We start from the raw sequence: 17,108 nt of genomic DNA on the forward strand, positions 1-17,108 counted from the left end.
CAAAAATGATAATCGATATTATTACGATTTTTATATGCCCGTTACAATTCTTTCTGCGGCCATTCTTGCTCCTGCAATGTTTCTAGCCGCAGGTCCTACCTCCAACTCAGCAAGAGCGCCCGCCACAAACAAATGAGGACACCACTCCAATGCTTGTGAAACAATCGGATAGCCACAATTAGCACACGTTAGGTTTTCCTGTTGAATCAGTGCATGAAGCCATCCTTTCCCTGGAAGAGAAGGGTCAAATCCATTAGCCAAGAGAATGCTCCCTGCCTGCATCGGCTCTCTTGAATGACTCAGTCGAATATTTATATACTGGTTCTCTACTACAATCGATTTAGCATCGACTTCGTCTTTGATAACGTTCAAGCTCTTCGTATTTTGAAGAGCACGTAATATCCGGTACACATCTTTTGGCATCGACCCTTTATTTCGAGCCTGCTGGATCTTTTTTCTCCGTTCATGAAAACAACCGATTTGTTGGAATAAGCGTAAATATTTTTGTCCTAGCCAGCCTGGATCACTGTCAAATTGATGAATGCGAAACAGATGGCGGGTTAAAAGTGTAACTTGACCCGGAAATTGTCCACTTAACTTAATAGCTAAATGGGCTGCAGTGATCCCACCGCCAATGATCAGAAAAGGAGGTACAAATTCTTCAACAGTCTGAACTTCTTGATCAAAAACATGACAAATTCGTGAACGATTCATCTTCTTTACCTGTTTCGCCCATTTTGGCCAAATAGGTTGTTCCGTTACTCCAATTGCAATGACAACATATTTACTATGCAAGACAGCCCCGTCTTCTGTTTGAACAGTCCACCGTTCTCCATCCCTTTCAACTTTCTTTACTCGGCCTTGAATCCAGCACTTCTCCATGTCTACTTCTTTTATCGTTTCATCGCAATGCGCATTAAACAAATCTAATGAAGGCCGCTTATAGCCTCCATAAAAATGATCTAGAGAAAAATTTTTCTTTGCAAAATATTGAAGACTAAACGGTGAAACGTCTATATGGTGAACAAACGGAGAGCGAAGAAATGGCATTCCTATTAACCCCGTCATTCTCTTCCAATTAAATAATGGCTTAGAATGGGGATCGATCATGCGTAATCGTTCTATTGTTGTTTTTCCGCTTTTTATCAAAAATGAAGCAACGGTACAGCCTTGTATGCCTCCACCAATAATGATCCAATCAATCAAAAGATTCTCACCTCCTCTACATAAATCAAAATCATTACGATTTAAAACAGAAAAAAATTTATTTACTTTTTCATTTTAGCTTTCCAACTTATAATAAAACGTAATCATTACTATTTGCAAGTGTTTTTTATAAATCAAACAAAACTTAGAATGACCTTTTTCTTTTCAGCAGCTATTTTATTCTTGTTAAAACAGGATATACATATGGCTCATTGGGTTCGGCAATCTCTTTCCAAGATGTCATTTTCAATATTGGCCATTTCTCATTGTTATACAATGTAACCTTTACTGTCGCCTCTATTTCCAGCCATGTATCTTCTTTCACAGCCTGTCCCTCATCCAACTCAGTTAAAAAACCAATCAGACTTGCATCTGCCACACAATGAGTAATTAAAAATCGAGCGATCACTACTTGATTAGCTTGAAGTCCTTTCTCTTTGTATACAAATCCCGTCAATTTTACTGTTCTGCCAGTATATTTTTCAGGATCAGCGTTGATCTCTCCGTAATACGGTTCAAACACTTCATCCTTCATATCAATGATTGCCGAGTGATCGAGCTGCTTTATTTTTTCTTTGTATTCTGCATCCGTCATTTCATTTGGATTCGGCAGCGGCTCTTGATCTTCAAAACTCCCCTCTCCATTTTCAGAAGTATAAGGATTTCGTTCTGTTTCAATTGCTGAGTCTTCTAGAAGACTCAACTCCGGTTCGCTCTCTGTCTGTTCTTGAATCTTTGCCGGTATAGTCAGTACCGTTCCTTTTTTAGCAGCAATCGAGGCATCCAATATTTGAGCAGGTAATAAAAAGCCTGTGATTAACGGAAATATGATAATGAAGTAGGAAAGAACCTTTTTAACTGATAAACCGGATGAATGGCCATGATCATGACCACATCCATGATGACAATGCTCATCATGTGTATGCTTTTCCGTCCAAATTCGCTGGATTTGTACAAAGAACAAACATAGAAACAAAACAGCAGCAACTTGACTGAACAGCACATACTTCGGATTGATGTATTTTGTGATGTCTCCCCCAAGATGGAGTTTGATCAAAAAAAGAAAAAAAGCAAATATTGTGATCGCCCGCAAGGCTTGTTGAAAGCGAAAGTGCATCTTTTTCTCCCCCTTCCTACAGCCAATCTAATATGCTAATACATATAAACACCACGATTGTAATTAACATCACTAACTGAAGAACGAATTTCATTTTAAACGCACTTAAAAGCATGAGTGTATTTTTCAAATCAATCATCGGACCATAAATTAAGAATGCCAAGATAGAATACTCAGGAAATACATGTCGAAAAGAGGCACCGATGAACGCATCTGCTTCTGAGCAAAGTGATAAGATAAAGGCTAGTGCCATCATAACTAATGTGGAAGAGATCAAACCTTCACCAACTTGCAACAATGTTTGCGTCGAAATATACGTTTGCATAAATGCAGCAAAAAAAGCGCCGATAATTAAATATTTACCCATATCAAAGAATTCATCGATAGAATGTTTCAGCATGTCCCAACATCGAACAGAAAAAGCAGCCTTCTCATTCATAGCTTTCATTGGCTCATCTCTCGTCTCTTTTAGCTGACTTTTTTTATAGAACAAGCTAACAACTAAAGAAATAATCAGAGCTGCAGCAAAACCAACAATCATACGCATACCCGCCATCTTTAGATCATTACCGAAAGCCATGTAAGTAGAAAAAATAACAATGGGATTGATCAGCGGCCCGGTCAACAAAAAGCCGACTCCTGCATAAATAGGAACCCCTTTAGCAACAAGCCTGCGAACGATTGGCACAATTCCACATTCACACGCTGGAAAACAAGCTCCTATCACACAGCTCATTGTCACTGCTAAAAACTTATTCTTGGGAATCCATTTCTGAATATGTTGTTCAGTCACAAAAATTTGAATAACCCCCGCGATCAGCACACCAATTAACACAAACGGTACGGCTTCAATTAAAATACTTAAAAAGATAGTATTTAGCTGCAAGAGTGATGACGGAATTTCCCCAATAAAGTCCTGCTTCATCACCCATCCGCCAAACATTGAAAAATAGACCCCTACAGCTGCTGCCAATAATCCAGTGAATTCAATCAAGGTTGTCCTTCCCCAACGAACCATACAATCCCCCATTTCTTTGTTGTTTTTCGTACTATTCTATGTATATGAGTTACACCAAAAGTAGAACTAAAAATTTAATAAACTAACTCCACCTGCAGCCACTTCCCTTCCATTTATGATTAAAAACACTGCCAACATCAAACAGAGGTTGGCAGTGTTTTTGTTATTCTTAAATCACCCAAGTTTCCGTATTCTAAAATTATCTTGCAGCAGGTACCAATTTTGTGGGAATGGATAGCCTAGCACCCAGTAACTGATGCCGCGGAGCCCATATTCTTTCACGAGGTCAAATTTTGCCTGGGCACTGCGGGCATCTTCAAACCAGACTTCGTGCATGCGCCCCCGTTCATCCATGTACCGATAAAAAGGTGATTGGGATGCTTCATCATACTGAATAGCCGCTCCATATTTGACTGCACGGCGGACAGCTTCCTGCATATCAAACGTCTGCGCTTCCTGCCCTCGTCTATGCGGAAGAAGCCAGTCACGGGCATACAATTGAAAACCGAAAAAGATTTTGTTTCTCGGGATGACGGTCACTGCATAGTCGAGGACTCGCTTAATTTGATTGAGTGGAGAAATGGCCTGTGGGGGACCGAAGCGATAACCCCACTCATACGTCATCAACACAACAAAATCTACAATCCGTCCATGGGCTTCATAGTCATGCGCTTCATACAAGAGTCCTTGTTGATCACTGCTTACTTTAGGAGCAAGCGCTGTAGAAACAAAAAAACCCTCGGGGTGAAGCCGGTCAACTGCCCGCTGCAAAAATTGATTATACCGCTCACGGTCTGCTGGAAACACGTTTTCAAAGTCGACGTTCAGCCCTCTGTAGCCTTTTCTTTTCATTATCTCAAGTATATTGGTCAATAGCTTTTCTTGCAGCTCCCTGCTTCCTAAAATGGTATGAGCAAGCCGAGACCCTGGATCTCCTGCAGTAAAATTCGTAATAGACATCATTGGAACCACTCTCTCGGCACGAGCTGCTTGAAGTGTCGCCTCATCATTTATTGATTCCAGCCCGCCGTCTGCTTTCATAATGTAAGCAAATGGGGCGACATACGTTAAATAATCACCTACTTTACGCACTTCTTGGGCTCCTTCTTCTCCCATATTAATCGTGTACGCATTTACGTCTATCACAGGCTTTGTAAATGGAATTTCCAGGACAAGTCCAGGATAAATAGCAGTCGGATGCTGAATACGATTTAACTTCATCAGTTCCCCCACATCCGTTCCATAGTACTGAGCAATTCGCGATAATGTTTCCCCTTCCCGCACGGTATGCCTTCTCGGTGGAATATATAAAACCATCCCAGGGGTTATTTTATTCGGATCACTGATTGGATTGATTCGTATCATATCATTTACTTCCACTCCATGCTGCTGGGCGATGTGATAAAGCGTTTCCCCTGTCTTCACCGTGTGCCGGCGGGCGGAAATAGGAATAATCAGCGCCTGACCAACCACAAGGCGGCTAGGATCAGGCAGTTCATTTACTGCTGCAATCCGGGATGATCTTACTCCATACTGCCGAGCAAGCTGATCTAGCGTTTCTCCTCTTCGTATTACATGTATAATCATCATTGTCTCCTCCAAATCCCTGTCATACCACTATACATATGCACCCTTAAACTATAAGGCAACCACCTCCCTCCAAATACACTATTTCATCGGAAAGATAACAATAAACAGAGGTGCCGGCATTCGCCAGCACCTCTGTTTATTTATCCCTGCTAAAGCGGGTATCTTTTAAGTCAATCGGCCCGCCATCGCGTAATCCATTATCCAAATTGCGGATGTAGTTGAAAGTCCCGCTATTAGTAGTTACCTTTACCTTAGCGCCCTTTGTATCATCCGCTACTGTTTGTTTCACCTGTTTTTTGACTGTTTGAGCATTACTGTTTTCTGTGAGCTGAAGAGCGATGATAATTTCCTTCTCATTGATAAACGTCTGAACTGCATGCACCCCTTCAACCGTTCCTGCCTTGGCTGCCAGTTGTTCCGCAAGCCTGCCGTTGTAGTTTGTATAGTAAGAGCTTTTCGTTCGATGATCGGGCAGCCCTCTATTACCATGGTAATTCACGTCCCTGCTATGAGGATGCTCATTATCGCGCTCAAAAAAATTACGGTCTTCCTTAGCAAGCGGTTTAGTTGGGTTTGGCGGATGATCACTTTCACCGACGCGCAAATAACGATCTTGTTTCTTTTCATACCCTGTATCTGAATAATATCCCTGCTGTTCGGGTTGATTCATCGTTCCGCCATAGCCGCTCTCTTTTGCTGTGCCGCACGCAGCGAGACTTGCCGTTAAAGAAAATACAGCAAAAACTTTTAATGTTTTCTGCATGATTCCACCCCTGAACTTGTATTCGGGCAGACAATGCCCTTCTTAGTTTGCAGAAGTGGAGTGTTCTTATGCTTATTGTTTCTCCCATTCCTTCTTCCATTTCCTGAAAAAATGCTCCCGCTGCGCAAATGATTTAACAGCAAGATCATAGGCATGTTCATATATTGGGTTTTTTCCAAAAGCATTCATATGAATAACTCGCTGGCATTCGCGAAAAATATCAGAAGGGAACAACACATAAAGCAGCCAGTTTTTTTTATGTGTATAGTTAGAAACGACACGATGTTTCATTATTTCTTCCAAATCCCAGTCAACGAGCGGCAGTACCCGATTCACCCACTGCACATAATCAGTCATAGCAGGAGCCCGGGCAGCTAAATCGAAGTCAATTAAATACAATACTCCATCAGCTGAGCGCAAAAAGTTATGAGCAGCTACATCCCCGTGAATAATAGCATTTTTTTCCTCCTTCTGCGGTCTGACTAGCAGCCCATTCAGACACCATGCTCCCATTTCTGCATAGCGCTGTAAAATAGACGGAGGAAAATAACGAGAAAGTTCTGGAAATACCTGTTGAAAATCCGCCAGCCTTTTATGCCAAACGCTCAGTTGATCAAACACAGGAAATTCCGCACTGACCGATTTAAAAACACATTCTGTTTGCCGATGAAACGAAGCAAGCAGTTGGAGAGCCTCTTCTCTTTCCATTCTCGTCTGAAAACTAAACATTTTTTTTGCCGGCTGGACAAAAGGCAGGATAGCAAAGACTTGCTTTTCCAATCTAACAGGAGAAGCAGGATGAAAAGAGATTACTTGTGAAAATCCAGCTTCTTTCAAAACGCGGCATAACTTCAATTGTTTTTCCAATTGAAACAAGGATGTGTATCTTTTAACGAACCATACATGCTTAGTTGTCCTCACGATCCACTTGCCTCTTTTTAATGGAAGAATAGTCTGTATTTCTTCATTCAAATAGGCAGGTAACAGAAAAAAGAGACGGGTTGTCAATCCGTCTCCCTGATGGAAATTATTCTTCATCCTCTTCATCAAAACGCTGGCTGCCGCAGCCCGACTGTCCCGGTAATTTTGACGGAGGCTGCTGATACGGCATTGCCATTCCATATGACGGATGCATCATTGGGTGATGATAATAATCATTCATATGAGCCGGGTGAATCATTGGCTGATTCGCCCCCATGACATTTGCAGGCTGAACCATCGGCTGATTCGCTCCCATTACATTCGCTGGCTGAACCATTGGCTGATTTGCTCCCATTACATTCGCTGGCTGAACCATCGGCTGATTTGCTCCCATTACATTCGGCGGCATCATAGCGGGGTGAACCATCGGCTGATTTGCTCCCATCACATTCGATGGCATCATATATTCAGGTGACTCCATTCCATATCCCATTGGAGGATGTGGCATCATTCCCATTCCATACGGCGGACAATAACCTGATCCTGGCATCACGGGTGTCACCGGCACACAATTTCCAGGTGTCGGATATGGCTGCATTGGATAAGATGGAGCTGGATACATTTGTGGAGCATAAGGCATTGGCATTGCCTGCATTTGCTCTTGCATACCTTGAACTTGATCTGGTGACGGGTAATGCATCATTGGATAATTTGGTGGTATTTGTTCCGGTGACTCCATCATTGGATAATTCGGTAGTGTTTGTTCCGGCGACTCCATCATTGGATAATTCGGTGGTGTTTGTTCCGGCGACTCCATCATCTTGTTCTCAACTGCACTATGCGGTGCTTGCATCATCTCATTCTCAACCGCACCGTACGAAGGCTGCATCGGCATTGGTACGCACCAATGAGGATAAAGCCCCGGATGCATTCCATACCCTTGAACTTGTGGAGCCATCTGATGCATATTCATCCATGGATTCATTTGATAAGTACATCCCCCTTGTAATTGTGGTGCCATCTCCATTTCTGGCATAGGCGGCGGTGCAATTGGCAGACTCGGGCTTTCTATCTCTTCTTCTTTTTTACCAAGCCCCGGAAAAATATTGTTTGGCTTAGCAGGTGGATTCGGAACCGAAGGCGGAGCTTGCGGCTGTACCGTTTGTTGCATTTGATTCATGTTCATTTGAAAAATTTGATTAATCTCCACTTCCGGTATAATAGGAGGAAGCGGCGGCATAGCCGGCTTAGGTTGTTTTTTCACCGGAGAAACCGGCATTGGCTGCTCTTTCACCGGAGAAACCGGCTTGGGCTGTTCTTTTGCCGGAGGAATCTGCATCGGCTGTTCTGTTACCGGGGAAATCGGCATCGGTTGTTCTTCTTCTATTTCTATCGGAGGAACAGGTACCGGCTGCTCTTTTACCGGTGCGGGCGAAGGTACAATTGGTGCTTCCTTAGCCTTCTTTGGCATTTCCTTTTTTGGTGATCCCGCCGGTGTCGGTACTTTAATCTTCATCCCTGGCATAATCAAATCCGGATTAGAGAGCTGGGCATTTAATTTTTTGAGCTCATCAAAGTTCACTCCGTATTTTTTAGCGATCGTCCAGAGTGTGTCCCCTTTCTGAACAATATGGATTCTCATCTTCTCCCTCCTCAGGCATTCGTCGTAGTATATGTGAGCGATACGAATTTGTGAACGAACCTACACCAAATTGTATGAGCTTATAAGAGAAGTTATGAGTAAAAGAATGACTGTAGCCGAAATTGAAAAGAAAGATTCCTCAATCTGCAACTTTATTTAGTGGTGGTTTTAAACTCTTTGTTCACTACTAAAAAACATCCGCACGACGGCGGATGTTTTTTAGTTATCTATTTAGCATGCGTTCTAATGCAAGAACCGCTTCACGAGCTGTTTGTTCATCTACTTTAATGATATTCCCTTCGCCGCCTTCCACGATCGTATCAAGTGACCACAATAAGTGCGGTAAATCGATACGGTTCATCGTCAGACATGGACACATATTCGGGTTCAATGAGATGATTTGTTTATCTGGATGCTGCTGAATGAGGCGATTAACGAGATTCATTTCCGTTCCAATGGCCCAGGCAGTTCCCGGCTCTGCTCCTTCAATGGCTTCAATAATATATTTAGTCGAGCCATTATCATCAGACAAGCCGACAACTTCACGGGTGCATTCTGGATGAACGATGATTTTCATGTCCGGATATGTGCTTCGAACATATTCAATGTTCTTTACTGTAAAATTTTCATGGACGGAGCAATGACCTTTCCATAAAATCACTTTTACCCGGCTCAAGCTTCCCTCATATTCTAGTTCATTACTAATTGGATTCCATACTGCCATTTCATCAAGCTCAACACCTAAATCAAAGGCGGTATTGCGGCCTAGATGCTGATCCGGCAAAAATAGAATTCTTTCTTTTTGTTCAAAAGCCCATTTAACCATAGCATGGGCATTAGACGATGTTACAGTAGCGCCGCCATTGCGGCCGACAAAAGCTTTAATGGCTGCTGTTGAATTTACGTACGTGAGCGGCAGCATCGTATCACCGAATAAAGCCTGTAATTCTTTCCACGCTGTTTCTGTTTGATAGATGTCCGCCATGTCTGCCATCGAACAGCCGGCACGCATATCTGGTAAAATCACAGTTTGTTCCTTTGTTGTCAAAATGTCGGCTGTTTCCGCCATAAAGTGAACACCGCAAAATACGATGTGTTTCGCTCGCTTATTCTTTGCAGAAATTTGAGCGAGCTGTAAAGAATCACCTATGGCATCAGCAAATTGAACGACTTCATCACGCTGATAATGATGACCGGGAATAAACAATGCCTCTCCAAGCTGATGCTTGATCTCTCTTATACGCTCTTCCATTTCTTTTGTTTCCATCTCACGGTATTTTTCCGGCAATGTAAAAGATGACTGTTTAATGATTTCCATGATAGACATGACTGACTTCCTCCTTCAAAGACTTTGCTATCACTTTGGCACTAATGTCTAAAGCACGAATAGAATGAGTGAGTGCACCGAGTGAAATCCATTCAACGCCGCTTTCTGCAAATGGACGGATGCCGCTAAATGAGATCCCTCCAGAAGCCTCCGTCGCAATGTGTTCTGGCACAAGCGGCAGCCATTGTTTAATTTCTTCAGGTGTCCGGTTATCGAACATAATAATGTCGGCACCGGCTTCTACTGCTTCTATGAGTTGGTCCTTTGTTTCAATTTCCACTTCAATTTTTACAGTGTGGCCAATCGCATCACGCGCTTTCTCCACTGCCTGCTTAATACCGCCGGCGAAAGCAATATGATTATCCTTCAGCATGATAGCATCGTATAATCCACGGCGGTGATTATAGCCCCCGCCCGTTTTCACAGCATATTTCTCCAGCATTCGCAGCCCGGGTGTTGTTTTTCGAGTATCGCAAATTTTCGCTTTTGTTCCTGCTGTTTGTTTCACCGCTTCTGCTGTAGCCGTAGCAATTCCCGACATACGCTGAATTAAGTTAAGGATGACACGCTCCCCTTGTAACAGCCCCTGCATCGTTCCTTCTACTTCCGCAATGATCGTTCCGGGAGAAACAACCTCGCCGTCCTCCTTGTTTATACGTACGATAGAAGAAGGATCAATCAATGCGAAGCCGCGTTCTAAAATTTGTTTTCCACAAAAAACTCCACTTTCTTTCGCAAGTAAAGTAAACGCTCCTCTTTCATCCCGGGTAAAAAGTGCTTCTCCGCTTAAATCTCCGTCTCCAATATCCTCGATAAAAAACTGCTTAAGCATGGATTCTAATTTGATCTCGTTCATGCTGCCCACCCCTTATCTTTATTCCGGCTATCGTCTGCACAATTCTTTTACCGTACCAGTTCCTTTCTTCTGTACGAAAATCTGTACGGATGTGTGCTCCACGGCTTTCTTCCCGCAGTAAGGCTGCCAGGCTGATTAAATAACTATTGATATGCATGTACACTTTTTCTATATTTTCTATATTCAGCTCGTCTAAGCCGCTGTTTATCCACTTTTGAAAACCTTTGTCTTCTAAATAACTGATGTGGCTTGCTAAATTCTCCTGCGTACGGATGATGCCCGCAGCTTTCATCGTACGAGTTTGCAAGTCTTCTCTCGACAGTTCGGCTGCTAATCTATTTTTCATTTGTTCTTTATAACCAAAAGTCTCCTCACGCTTTTTATCTGCTGCAACCTGGCTATTAATAAAGTCAGCAAGTCTTCTTCCATACACTAGACCCTCAAGCAAGGAGTTGCTTGCAAGACGATTAGCACCATGAACACCGCTGTGCGCTGTCTCCCCAATTGCATACAGCCCGTGAACTGTCGTACATCCGTTGGAATCCGTCGAGATTCCTCCCATTAAAAAGTGGCTGCCAGGAGCGACTGGAATGAGTCCTTTACTAATTGGCACATGATTCCGTTCACATAACGCGGTGACGGTTGGAAACTTCTCTTCAAAATGGGGAATCGAACGAATATCTAAGAAAACAGATTTCCCATTTGCTCGTGTCTGGTAAATTTCATAGGCAGTAATATGGCGTGGTGCTAAGTCCTTTAACGGGTGAATCTTATCCATTATGCGGATGCCATTCTCATCCACTAATCTACCACCCGCTCCCCTGACAGCTTCAGAAATCAATCCTTTCGTTGCCCCATCTATAAAAAGCAATGTCGGATGGAATTGAACAAACTCCATATCGGTTATTTCCGCTCCAGCACGGAAAGCCATCGCTATTCCGTCTCCTGTTAACGTCGGCTGGTTCGATGTAAATGGATAAATAGCTCCGGCTCCGCCCGCTGCCAAAACAATGTGCGGTGCCCAGTAACGGCGAATCATACCGTCTTTATTTTTTGTTTTTACACCAAGGCAAGTGGAACGATCCTTCGACAGTATACACTCATAAGCCATCTCTCCTTCAATAATGTCAATGTTAACAGGCAGACGTTCCAGCAAATGTTCAACTGTATACCGTCCTGTTGCATCACCGCCAGAATGGATGATTCTTCTCGCACTATGCGCACCTTCAAGTCCAAGAGACGGTTGTCCATCCGCTTCTCTATCAATAGAAAAGCCGCTGGCAATTAATTCTTTTACCGCTCCCGCCCCTTCACTGGCTAACCTTCCCACTTCCTCAGTAAAATGATGATATCTTCCTGCTTTTAACGTATCCTCCACATGCGAATGAATGCTGTCTTCTTTATCAATCACTGCGGCAATTCCGCCTTGAGCAATATAAGAATTACTTTGTCGAATCATCGTTTTTGTGAGAATAATCACATGATAGGATGAATGTAAATGATGAGCGAGCTGCAAAGCAGCAAGTCCACTGCCAACAATAATCACATCCGCTTGTTTGTCCATTGTTTTCCCCTCTTGTTTTAACAGGTGTCTTGACACATATGTTTACATAAATTTAAACTAATGACAAGTCTTTTTTTAAATCCTTTTATGTAGGAGGAAAATCTATTGATCTATTTTGATTATGCCGCTACTACACCGATGAGTGAAGAAGCACTGTCTGTTTATATACAAACGAGCCGAGAGTTTTTCGGCAACAGCTCAAGTCTTCATGATGAAGGAAGCCGGTCCCTCTTTTTACTCGAACAATGCCGAAAAACGCTCGCTCAGCTGATTGGCGGCAAAGAAGACGGCATTTACTTTACATCAGGTGGAACAGAAAGCAATTTACTCTCCATCGTTTCACTCGCACAAGCATCAAAAACAAAAGGGAAACACATCATCACATCATTAGCGGAGCATTCGTCTGTTCATGCGGCGATGGCTTATTTGGAAAAAGAAGGTTTCTACATTACAAAACTCCCTCTTAACTCACAGGGAACGATAGAACCGGAAACAGTGGCCGCTGCGATTCGTCCTGATACCGTTCTCGTTTCCTTGCAATATGCCAATCAAGAAATTGGAGCGATCCATCCAATTGAAGACATTGGAAGATTATTAAAGCAGAAAAGTATTTTATTCCATTCAGATTGTGTTCAGGCATTCGGAAAACTGGATCTTTGCCCGCTGCTTCCATGGGTAGACAGTCTTTCACTTTCTTCCCATAAACTATTCGGTCCAAAAGGAGTCGGAGCGGCGTACATCCATCCTTCTATCCGCTGGTCCCCTCTTTTTCCTGGTTTAACTCATGAAAATGGGTTTCGTGGAGGAACGGTAGATGTACCTGCCATTGCTGCTTTTATCGCAGCCTCGGAAAAAGCGTGTCAAACGTTCAATTTAGAAAAAGAATGGGAGCTTCGAAATGGGTTAAAGAAGAAACTGGCCAACTCTCCTTTTCGCTGGATTGAAAGTGATGAAGCAAGCCAGCTTCCATCGATTATTGGATTGACCGCACCTAGTATAGAAGGACAGCTCGTTTTACTGAAACTAAACGAACGGGGATTCGCTATTTCAACAGGGAGTGCATGTGACTCCCGCTCAGAAACCGGCACGAAGGCGATCCAGGCTATGGGTTATTCCATAGAAGAGGCAAGGCAGTTTTTCCGCGTTTCATTCAGCAGCCGGACAACTCCGGAAGAAATGGGACAGCTTGGTGAGGCTCTTCTTGAAATCACATCCGTCATTTCCTGTTAGAACAGGGATGGATCTTATGCTAGAATAAAAACAGCAAAGATTGTACATGGAGGGATTGTTATGGCTCCCGGAAAAAAAATTTTAGGAGAAGAACGGCGCCAGCTCATTTTAGAATGGCTCAAAACGAGCGGAGAACCGTTAACGGGCGGTGAACTGGCCAATCGGTCAAATGTGAGCCGCCAAGTGATCGTTAACGATATTACGTTATTAAAGGCACGAAATGAACCAATTATTGCCACAAGCCAAGGCTATTATTATTTCGCGTCCCCTGCACCAGAACAATGGTTTGAACGCGCGGTTGCCTGCATTCACAAACCACAAGATACAGAGAACGAACTGAATATACTCGTTGATCTTGGAGTGCTTGTTAAAGATGTGAGAATTGAGCATCCCGTCTATGGAGATTTGACTGCTTCCGTTATGGTCTCTAACCGAAAAGAAGCGGCGCAGTTTGTACAGCGCATTAACGAAACAAATGCGTCCTATCTTTCACAATTAACAGACGGTGTCCATTTGCATACCATTGCCGCAAAAGAAAAACAGACTCTAGATGAAGCAGAAGCCGCTTTAAAACAGGCAGGGTTTCTACTTAGTGAATAATAAAAAAGCTGTCCACAAAGACAGCTTTTTTGATTATAGACAAAATTTATTTTATACACCTTCAGGCCGATTGAAAACGTTTGTCTTTCGAGGCCCAAAACCTGCCGAGGAGCAGAGCGGCCATAGGGGGTCATGAGCACCGCAGGCCGGTGAGCAACGAAGAAAGCGAGCGTTTGTCAACAGCCTGAAAGCTGTCCACAAAGACAGCTTTTTATTATTCATATGTAATCGAATAAGCCTGGTAGCTGCCTAGCACCTTGACCTTGCAGCCGAGTGCTTCCATTTCAGCAAAGGCCCCTGGTACGAGTACTTGATCCATCCTCTGTCCGATATCAATAATGAAAAAATAATTGCCAAGGCCCGTTTTTAACGGACGGGATTCGATTTTGCTTAAGTTAATATTGCGCCACGAAAAAGCGGAAAGAACTTGATGCAGTGCACCCGGCCGATCGGATGGCAGTGTAATAACGACTGTTGTTTTATCACGTGGACGAGCAATCGGCAATGATAGTTCTTCGTCCTGTCTAGATAACACAATAAACCTCGTATGATTGAAGTCATAATCGTGTATATTCACTTTTGCAAAGGCTAAGTCGTACTCCTGTGCAGATAACTCATTAGCAATTGCCGCCAGCCGCTGCTCTGGGTGTTCTTTTATGTATTTTGCCGCCGCTGCCGTTGATGTCATTTGTTCATATGGAATGTCGGGAAAATAACCGTGTAAAAACTTATGACACTGGGCAATAGCATGCGGATGCGACAAGATCTTTTCTGTTTGCTGCCATTCATAAGCATAGTCTTTATGTACAAGTAAGTGCTGCTGAATGGGTTCGATCACTTCAGCAACAATGTTTAAATCGGCTTCATGGAACAAATAATCAATCGTTAAATTGACTGTTCCCTCTAGTGTGTTTTCAATCGGCACAACAGCCAAATCCATCTCCCCATTAATGACGGCATCCATACAAGCTGGGATCGTTAAATAAGGAACGTGCTCTTCATCTGGAAAAGAATGGCGTACAGCTAAATTAGTAAAAGTAGCCGCAGGACCTAAATAAGCAATTTTTCGCAATAAAACCTACCCCTTATAAGAAAATTGAAAATTATTTGACTATAGAAAAGCCGGCTCTTATCCACCTGAGCCGAGCACTTCCACCGTATCGACAAATTCGAGTTTTTCTAAATCTGCCAGCAGTTCATCTAAATCAATCGTCATATTACTTACATTTAATGAAAGTGTAACGTTCGCTCTCCCTTGAATGGGGATCGTTTGATGAATTGTTAATATATTGCCATCATATTTAGCGACAAGACCAAGCAATTCAGACAATGTGCCTGATCGGTCTTCAAGGTGAAAGAACAAGGTAATGATCCGCTCATTCACCACTTTATGAAAAGGAAAGACTGTATCCCGGTATTTATAATACGCACTGCGGCTCAAATCTACTGCCTTTACCGCTTCCCACACAGAGTCTACCCGATGCCGATCAATCAGTTCTTTCGCTTCAAGTGTTTTTTTCATCGCCTCTGGCAGCACATCTTCACGTACAAGATAAAATTTACGTTCAAAATCCTTCTTAATCACTGCTCTCCCTCACTCTAAAAGCGGAAGCGCCTGTTTAGCCACGACAAGCATAAGACGAACTGGTGAAATGGCGTTCTTCAGCCATGCAGCCGGTTTGGCTTATGACCTCGAGGAGCTAGGCGCTGCAGCTAGATAAACTAAAAGCGGAAGCGCCTGTTTAGCCACGACAAGCATAAGACGAACTGGTGAAATGGCGTTCTTCAGCCATTCAGCCGGTTTGGCTTATGACCTCGAGGGGCTAGGCGCTGCAGCTAGATAAACTAAAAGCGGAAGCGCCTGTTTAGCCACGACAGGCAAATGTTCTTTCCCCTAATAAAGTCTCTCTTTGACTTTATTGGGGAAGGTTATTTGACCCTAAGAGCTAGGCGCTTCAGCCTATCATCCTTATTCTACAAACTCAAACTCATAATCAAGCAGACGAACGATATCGCCGTCTTCTGCTCCGCGTTCACGCAGCGCATCATCCACACCCATCGAACGAAGCTGACGGGCAAAGCGGCGGATCGAATCTTCTCTTGAAAAATCCGTCATTTTAAACAGTTTTTCCACTTTCGCTCCACTTACGACGAATGTGCCAGCGGAATCCCTCGTAATAGCAAATTCTGCCGGTCGATCTTCGTATTTGTACATGACACGGTGAATGCCTTTCTCTTCTTCCATATGAGCCAGTGGAAATTCTGGTGTTTCATCCACTTTATCTGCCACCGCAAACAGAAGTTCTTTTAGTCCTTCACGAGTAACAGCAGAAATTGGAAAAATTGGTGTTTCTGCACTCACCTTTTCTTTGAATGCTGCTAAATTTTCCTCAGAGCCAGGCATATCCATCTTATTTGCCACAATAATTTGCGGGCGCTCAGTCAGCCTTAAATTATATTCTTTCAACTCTTTATTAATCGTCATATAATCGTCATACGGGTCGCGCCCTTCCATACCGGACATATCTATAACGTGAACAATGACGCGCGTCCGTTCAATATGACGTAAAAACTGATGACCTAGCCCTACTCCGGCGTGAGCGCCTTCAATTAACCCTGGAAGGTCCGCCATCACGAAGCTGCGGCCATCGCCCGTTTCCACTACACCAAGATTTGGGGCAATCGTTGTAAAATGATACGCTGCAATTTTCGGACGGGCAGCTGAAACAACAGAAAGCAACGTTGATTTCCCAACACTTGGAAAACCAACAAGCCCGGCATCTGCTAATAACTTCAATTCCATCACAATGTAGCGTTCTTGCCCTGGTTCTCCATTTTCAGACAGCTCCGGCGCTGGATTTGCCGGCGTCGCAAAGCGGGAGTTGCCGCGTCCGCCGCGTCCGCCGTTTGCGATCACAGCCCTCTGACCATGCTCTATTAAATCAGCAACAACTTCTCCCGTATCCTCATCTGTCACAACTGTACCAGGCGGAACTTTTACAATCATATCCGCGGCATTTTTGCCGTGCTGATTTTTACTCATGCCGTGTTCGCCGCGCGGCGCCTTAAAATGGCGCTGATAGCGGAAATCCATCAATGTTCTGAGCCCCTCATCTACTTCAAAAACAACATCGGCTCCGCTCCCGCCGTCTCCGCCGGCTGGCCCGCCTTTTGGGACATACTTTTCACGTCGGAAAGCCACCATGCCGTTCCCGCCGTCTCCACCTTTGACATATACTTTTACCTGATCTACAAACATAAAATCCTCCTAATA

General features: G+C 43.5%; 15 protein-coding genes. 2 read left to right on the top strand and 13 right to left on the bottom strand.

The genetic code is table 11. The features are described 5' to 3' along the window. Positions 1 to 30: 30 nt before the first annotated feature. The 10 genes from QYG89_RS02180 to nadB all read right to left on the bottom strand — a co-directional run bounded on the left by QYG89_RS02180 (position 31) and on the right by nadB (position 12,004). Complete coding sequence (locus tag QYG89_RS02180; protein WP_404314082.1) at positions 31 to 1,206, bottom strand: hypothetical protein; 1,176 nt, start codon at positions 1,204 to 1,206, stop codon at positions 31 to 33. 172 nt (positions 1,207 to 1,378) lie between these two features. Continuing rightward, entirely contained in the window at positions 1,379 to 2,323 is a 945-nt protein-coding gene (locus QYG89_RS02185; RefSeq protein ID WP_404314084.1) for a TIGR03943 family putative permease subunit, read from the bottom strand. Positions 2,324 to 2,339: 16 nt separating this feature from the next. Further along, positions 2,340 to 3,341: a permease gene (locus QYG89_RS02190; RefSeq protein WP_404314086.1), complete on the bottom strand. Its 1,002-nt coding sequence runs from the start codon at positions 3,339 to 3,341 to the stop codon at positions 2,340 to 2,342. A 174-nt stretch (positions 3,342 to 3,515) separates the two neighbouring features. Next, positions 3,516 to 4,928, bottom strand: coding sequence for a LysM peptidoglycan-binding domain-containing protein (locus QYG89_RS02195; protein ID WP_404314607.1), 1,413 nt, complete (start codon positions 4,926 to 4,928; stop codon positions 3,516 to 3,518). Positions 4,929 to 5,067: 139 nt separating this feature from the next. Beyond that, positions 5,068 to 5,694 (bottom strand): YhcN/YlaJ family sporulation lipoprotein, encoded by a 627-nt coding sequence (locus QYG89_RS02200; protein WP_404314088.1) that lies wholly within the window; start codon positions 5,692 to 5,694, stop codon positions 5,068 to 5,070. Between the two features lie 72 nt (positions 5,695 to 5,766). Continuing rightward, a complete protein-coding gene (locus tag QYG89_RS02205) occupies positions 5,767 to 6,615 on the bottom strand; it encodes a phosphotransferase (protein WP_404314090.1) in 849 nt (282 codons plus the stop codon). 106 nt (positions 6,616 to 6,721) lie between these two features. Beyond that, entirely contained in the window at positions 6,722 to 8,257 is a 1,536-nt protein-coding gene (gene safA, locus QYG89_RS02210) for a SafA/ExsA family spore coat assembly protein (RefSeq protein ID WP_404314092.1), read from the bottom strand. Positions 8,258 to 8,480: 223 nt separating this feature from the next. Next, complete coding sequence (gene nadA / locus QYG89_RS02215; protein WP_404314094.1) at positions 8,481 to 9,584, bottom strand: quinolinate synthase NadA; 1,104 nt, start codon at positions 9,582 to 9,584, stop codon at positions 8,481 to 8,483. Then, positions 9,562 to 10,440 (bottom strand): carboxylating nicotinate-nucleotide diphosphorylase, encoded by an 879-nt coding sequence (nadC, locus tag QYG89_RS02220; protein ID WP_404314097.1) that lies wholly within the window; start codon positions 10,438 to 10,440, stop codon positions 9,562 to 9,564. The genes nadA and nadC overlap by 23 nt, the downstream gene beginning before the upstream one ends. Beyond that, on the bottom strand, positions 10,409 to 12,004 hold the full coding sequence (gene nadB / locus QYG89_RS02225) for an L-aspartate oxidase (RefSeq protein WP_404314099.1): 1,596 nt from the start codon (positions 12,002 to 12,004) through the stop codon (positions 10,409 to 10,411). Before nadB ends, nadC begins: the two co-directional genes overlap by 32 nt. A 105-nt stretch (positions 12,005 to 12,109) precedes the next feature. Between nadB and QYG89_RS02230 the strand changes: the two genes are divergently transcribed. Both QYG89_RS02230 and QYG89_RS02235 read left to right on the top strand, forming a co-directional pair. Continuing rightward, the gene (locus QYG89_RS02230; RefSeq protein WP_404314101.1) at positions 12,110 to 13,234 is read left to right on the top strand and encodes an IscS subfamily cysteine desulfurase; all 1,125 of its coding nucleotides are present in this window, start codon (positions 12,110 to 12,112) and stop codon (positions 13,232 to 13,234) included. A 60-nt stretch (positions 13,235 to 13,294) separates the two neighbouring features. Further along, complete coding sequence (locus QYG89_RS02235; protein ID WP_404314103.1) at positions 13,295 to 13,834, top strand: transcription repressor NadR; 540 nt, start codon at positions 13,295 to 13,297, stop codon at positions 13,832 to 13,834. A gap of 214 nt (positions 13,835 to 14,048) precedes the next feature. On the opposite strand, the gene pheA is transcribed toward QYG89_RS02235, so the two are convergent. The 3 genes from pheA to obgE all read right to left on the bottom strand — a co-directional run bounded on the left by pheA (position 14,049) and on the right by obgE (position 17,093). After that, the gene (pheA, locus tag QYG89_RS02240; protein WP_404314105.1) at positions 14,049 to 14,906 is read right to left on the bottom strand and encodes a prephenate dehydratase; all 858 of its coding nucleotides are present in this window, start codon (positions 14,904 to 14,906) and stop codon (positions 14,049 to 14,051) included. A 57-nt stretch (positions 14,907 to 14,963) separates the two neighbouring features. After that, positions 14,964 to 15,416 (bottom strand): ACT domain-containing protein, encoded by a 453-nt coding sequence (locus QYG89_RS02245; RefSeq protein WP_404314609.1) that lies wholly within the window; start codon positions 15,414 to 15,416, stop codon positions 14,964 to 14,966. A gap of 387 nt (positions 15,417 to 15,803) precedes the next feature. Further along, a complete protein-coding gene (gene obgE, locus QYG89_RS02250; protein ID WP_404314107.1) occupies positions 15,804 to 17,093 on the bottom strand; it encodes a GTPase ObgE in 1,290 nt (429 codons plus the stop codon). Between the last annotated feature and the right edge of the window lie 15 nt (positions 17,094 to 17,108).

The sequence above is a fragment of the Bacillus lumedeiriae genome, from assembly GCF_044891285.1.
GTDB classification, from domain to species: domain Bacteria; phylum Bacillota; class Bacilli; order Bacillales; family Domibacillaceae; genus Pseudobacillus; species Pseudobacillus lumedeiriae.

Bases quoted from the DNA above. Each gene is read 5' to 3' on its own strand.
- QYG89_RS02185 (WP_404314084.1), bottom strand. From the start codon at position 2,323: ATGCACTTTCGCTTTCAACAAGCCTTGCGGGCGATCACAATATTTGCT.
- QYG89_RS02190 (WP_404314086.1), bottom strand. From the start codon at position 3,341: ATGGTTCGTTGGGGAAGGACAACCTTGATTGAATTCACTGGATTATTG.
- QYG89_RS02195 (WP_404314607.1), bottom strand. From the start codon at position 4,928: ATGATTATACATGTAATACGAAGAGGAGAAACGCTAGATCAGCTTGCT.
- QYG89_RS02200 (WP_404314088.1), bottom strand. From the start codon at position 5,694: ATGCAGAAAACATTAAAAGTTTTTGCTGTATTTTCTTTAACGGCAAGT.
- safA (WP_404314092.1), bottom strand. From the start codon at position 8,257: ATGAGAATCCATATTGTTCAGAAAGGGGACACACTCTGGACGATCGCT.
- nadA (WP_404314094.1), bottom strand. From the start codon at position 9,584: ATGTCTATCATGGAAATCATTAAACAGTCATCTTTTACATTGCCGGAA.
- nadC (WP_404314097.1), bottom strand. From the start codon at position 10,440: ATGAACGAGATCAAATTAGAATCCATGCTTAAGCAGTTTTTTATCGAG.
- nadB (WP_404314099.1), bottom strand. From the start codon at position 12,004: ATGGACAAACAAGCGGATGTGATTATTGTTGGCAGTGGACTTGCTGCT.
- QYG89_RS02235 (WP_404314103.1), top strand. From the start codon at position 13,295: ATGGCTCCCGGAAAAAAAATTTTAGGAGAAGAACGGCGCCAGCTCATT.
- obgE (WP_404314107.1), bottom strand. From the start codon at position 17,093: ATGTTTGTAGATCAGGTAAAAGTATATGTCAAAGGTGGAGACGGCGGG.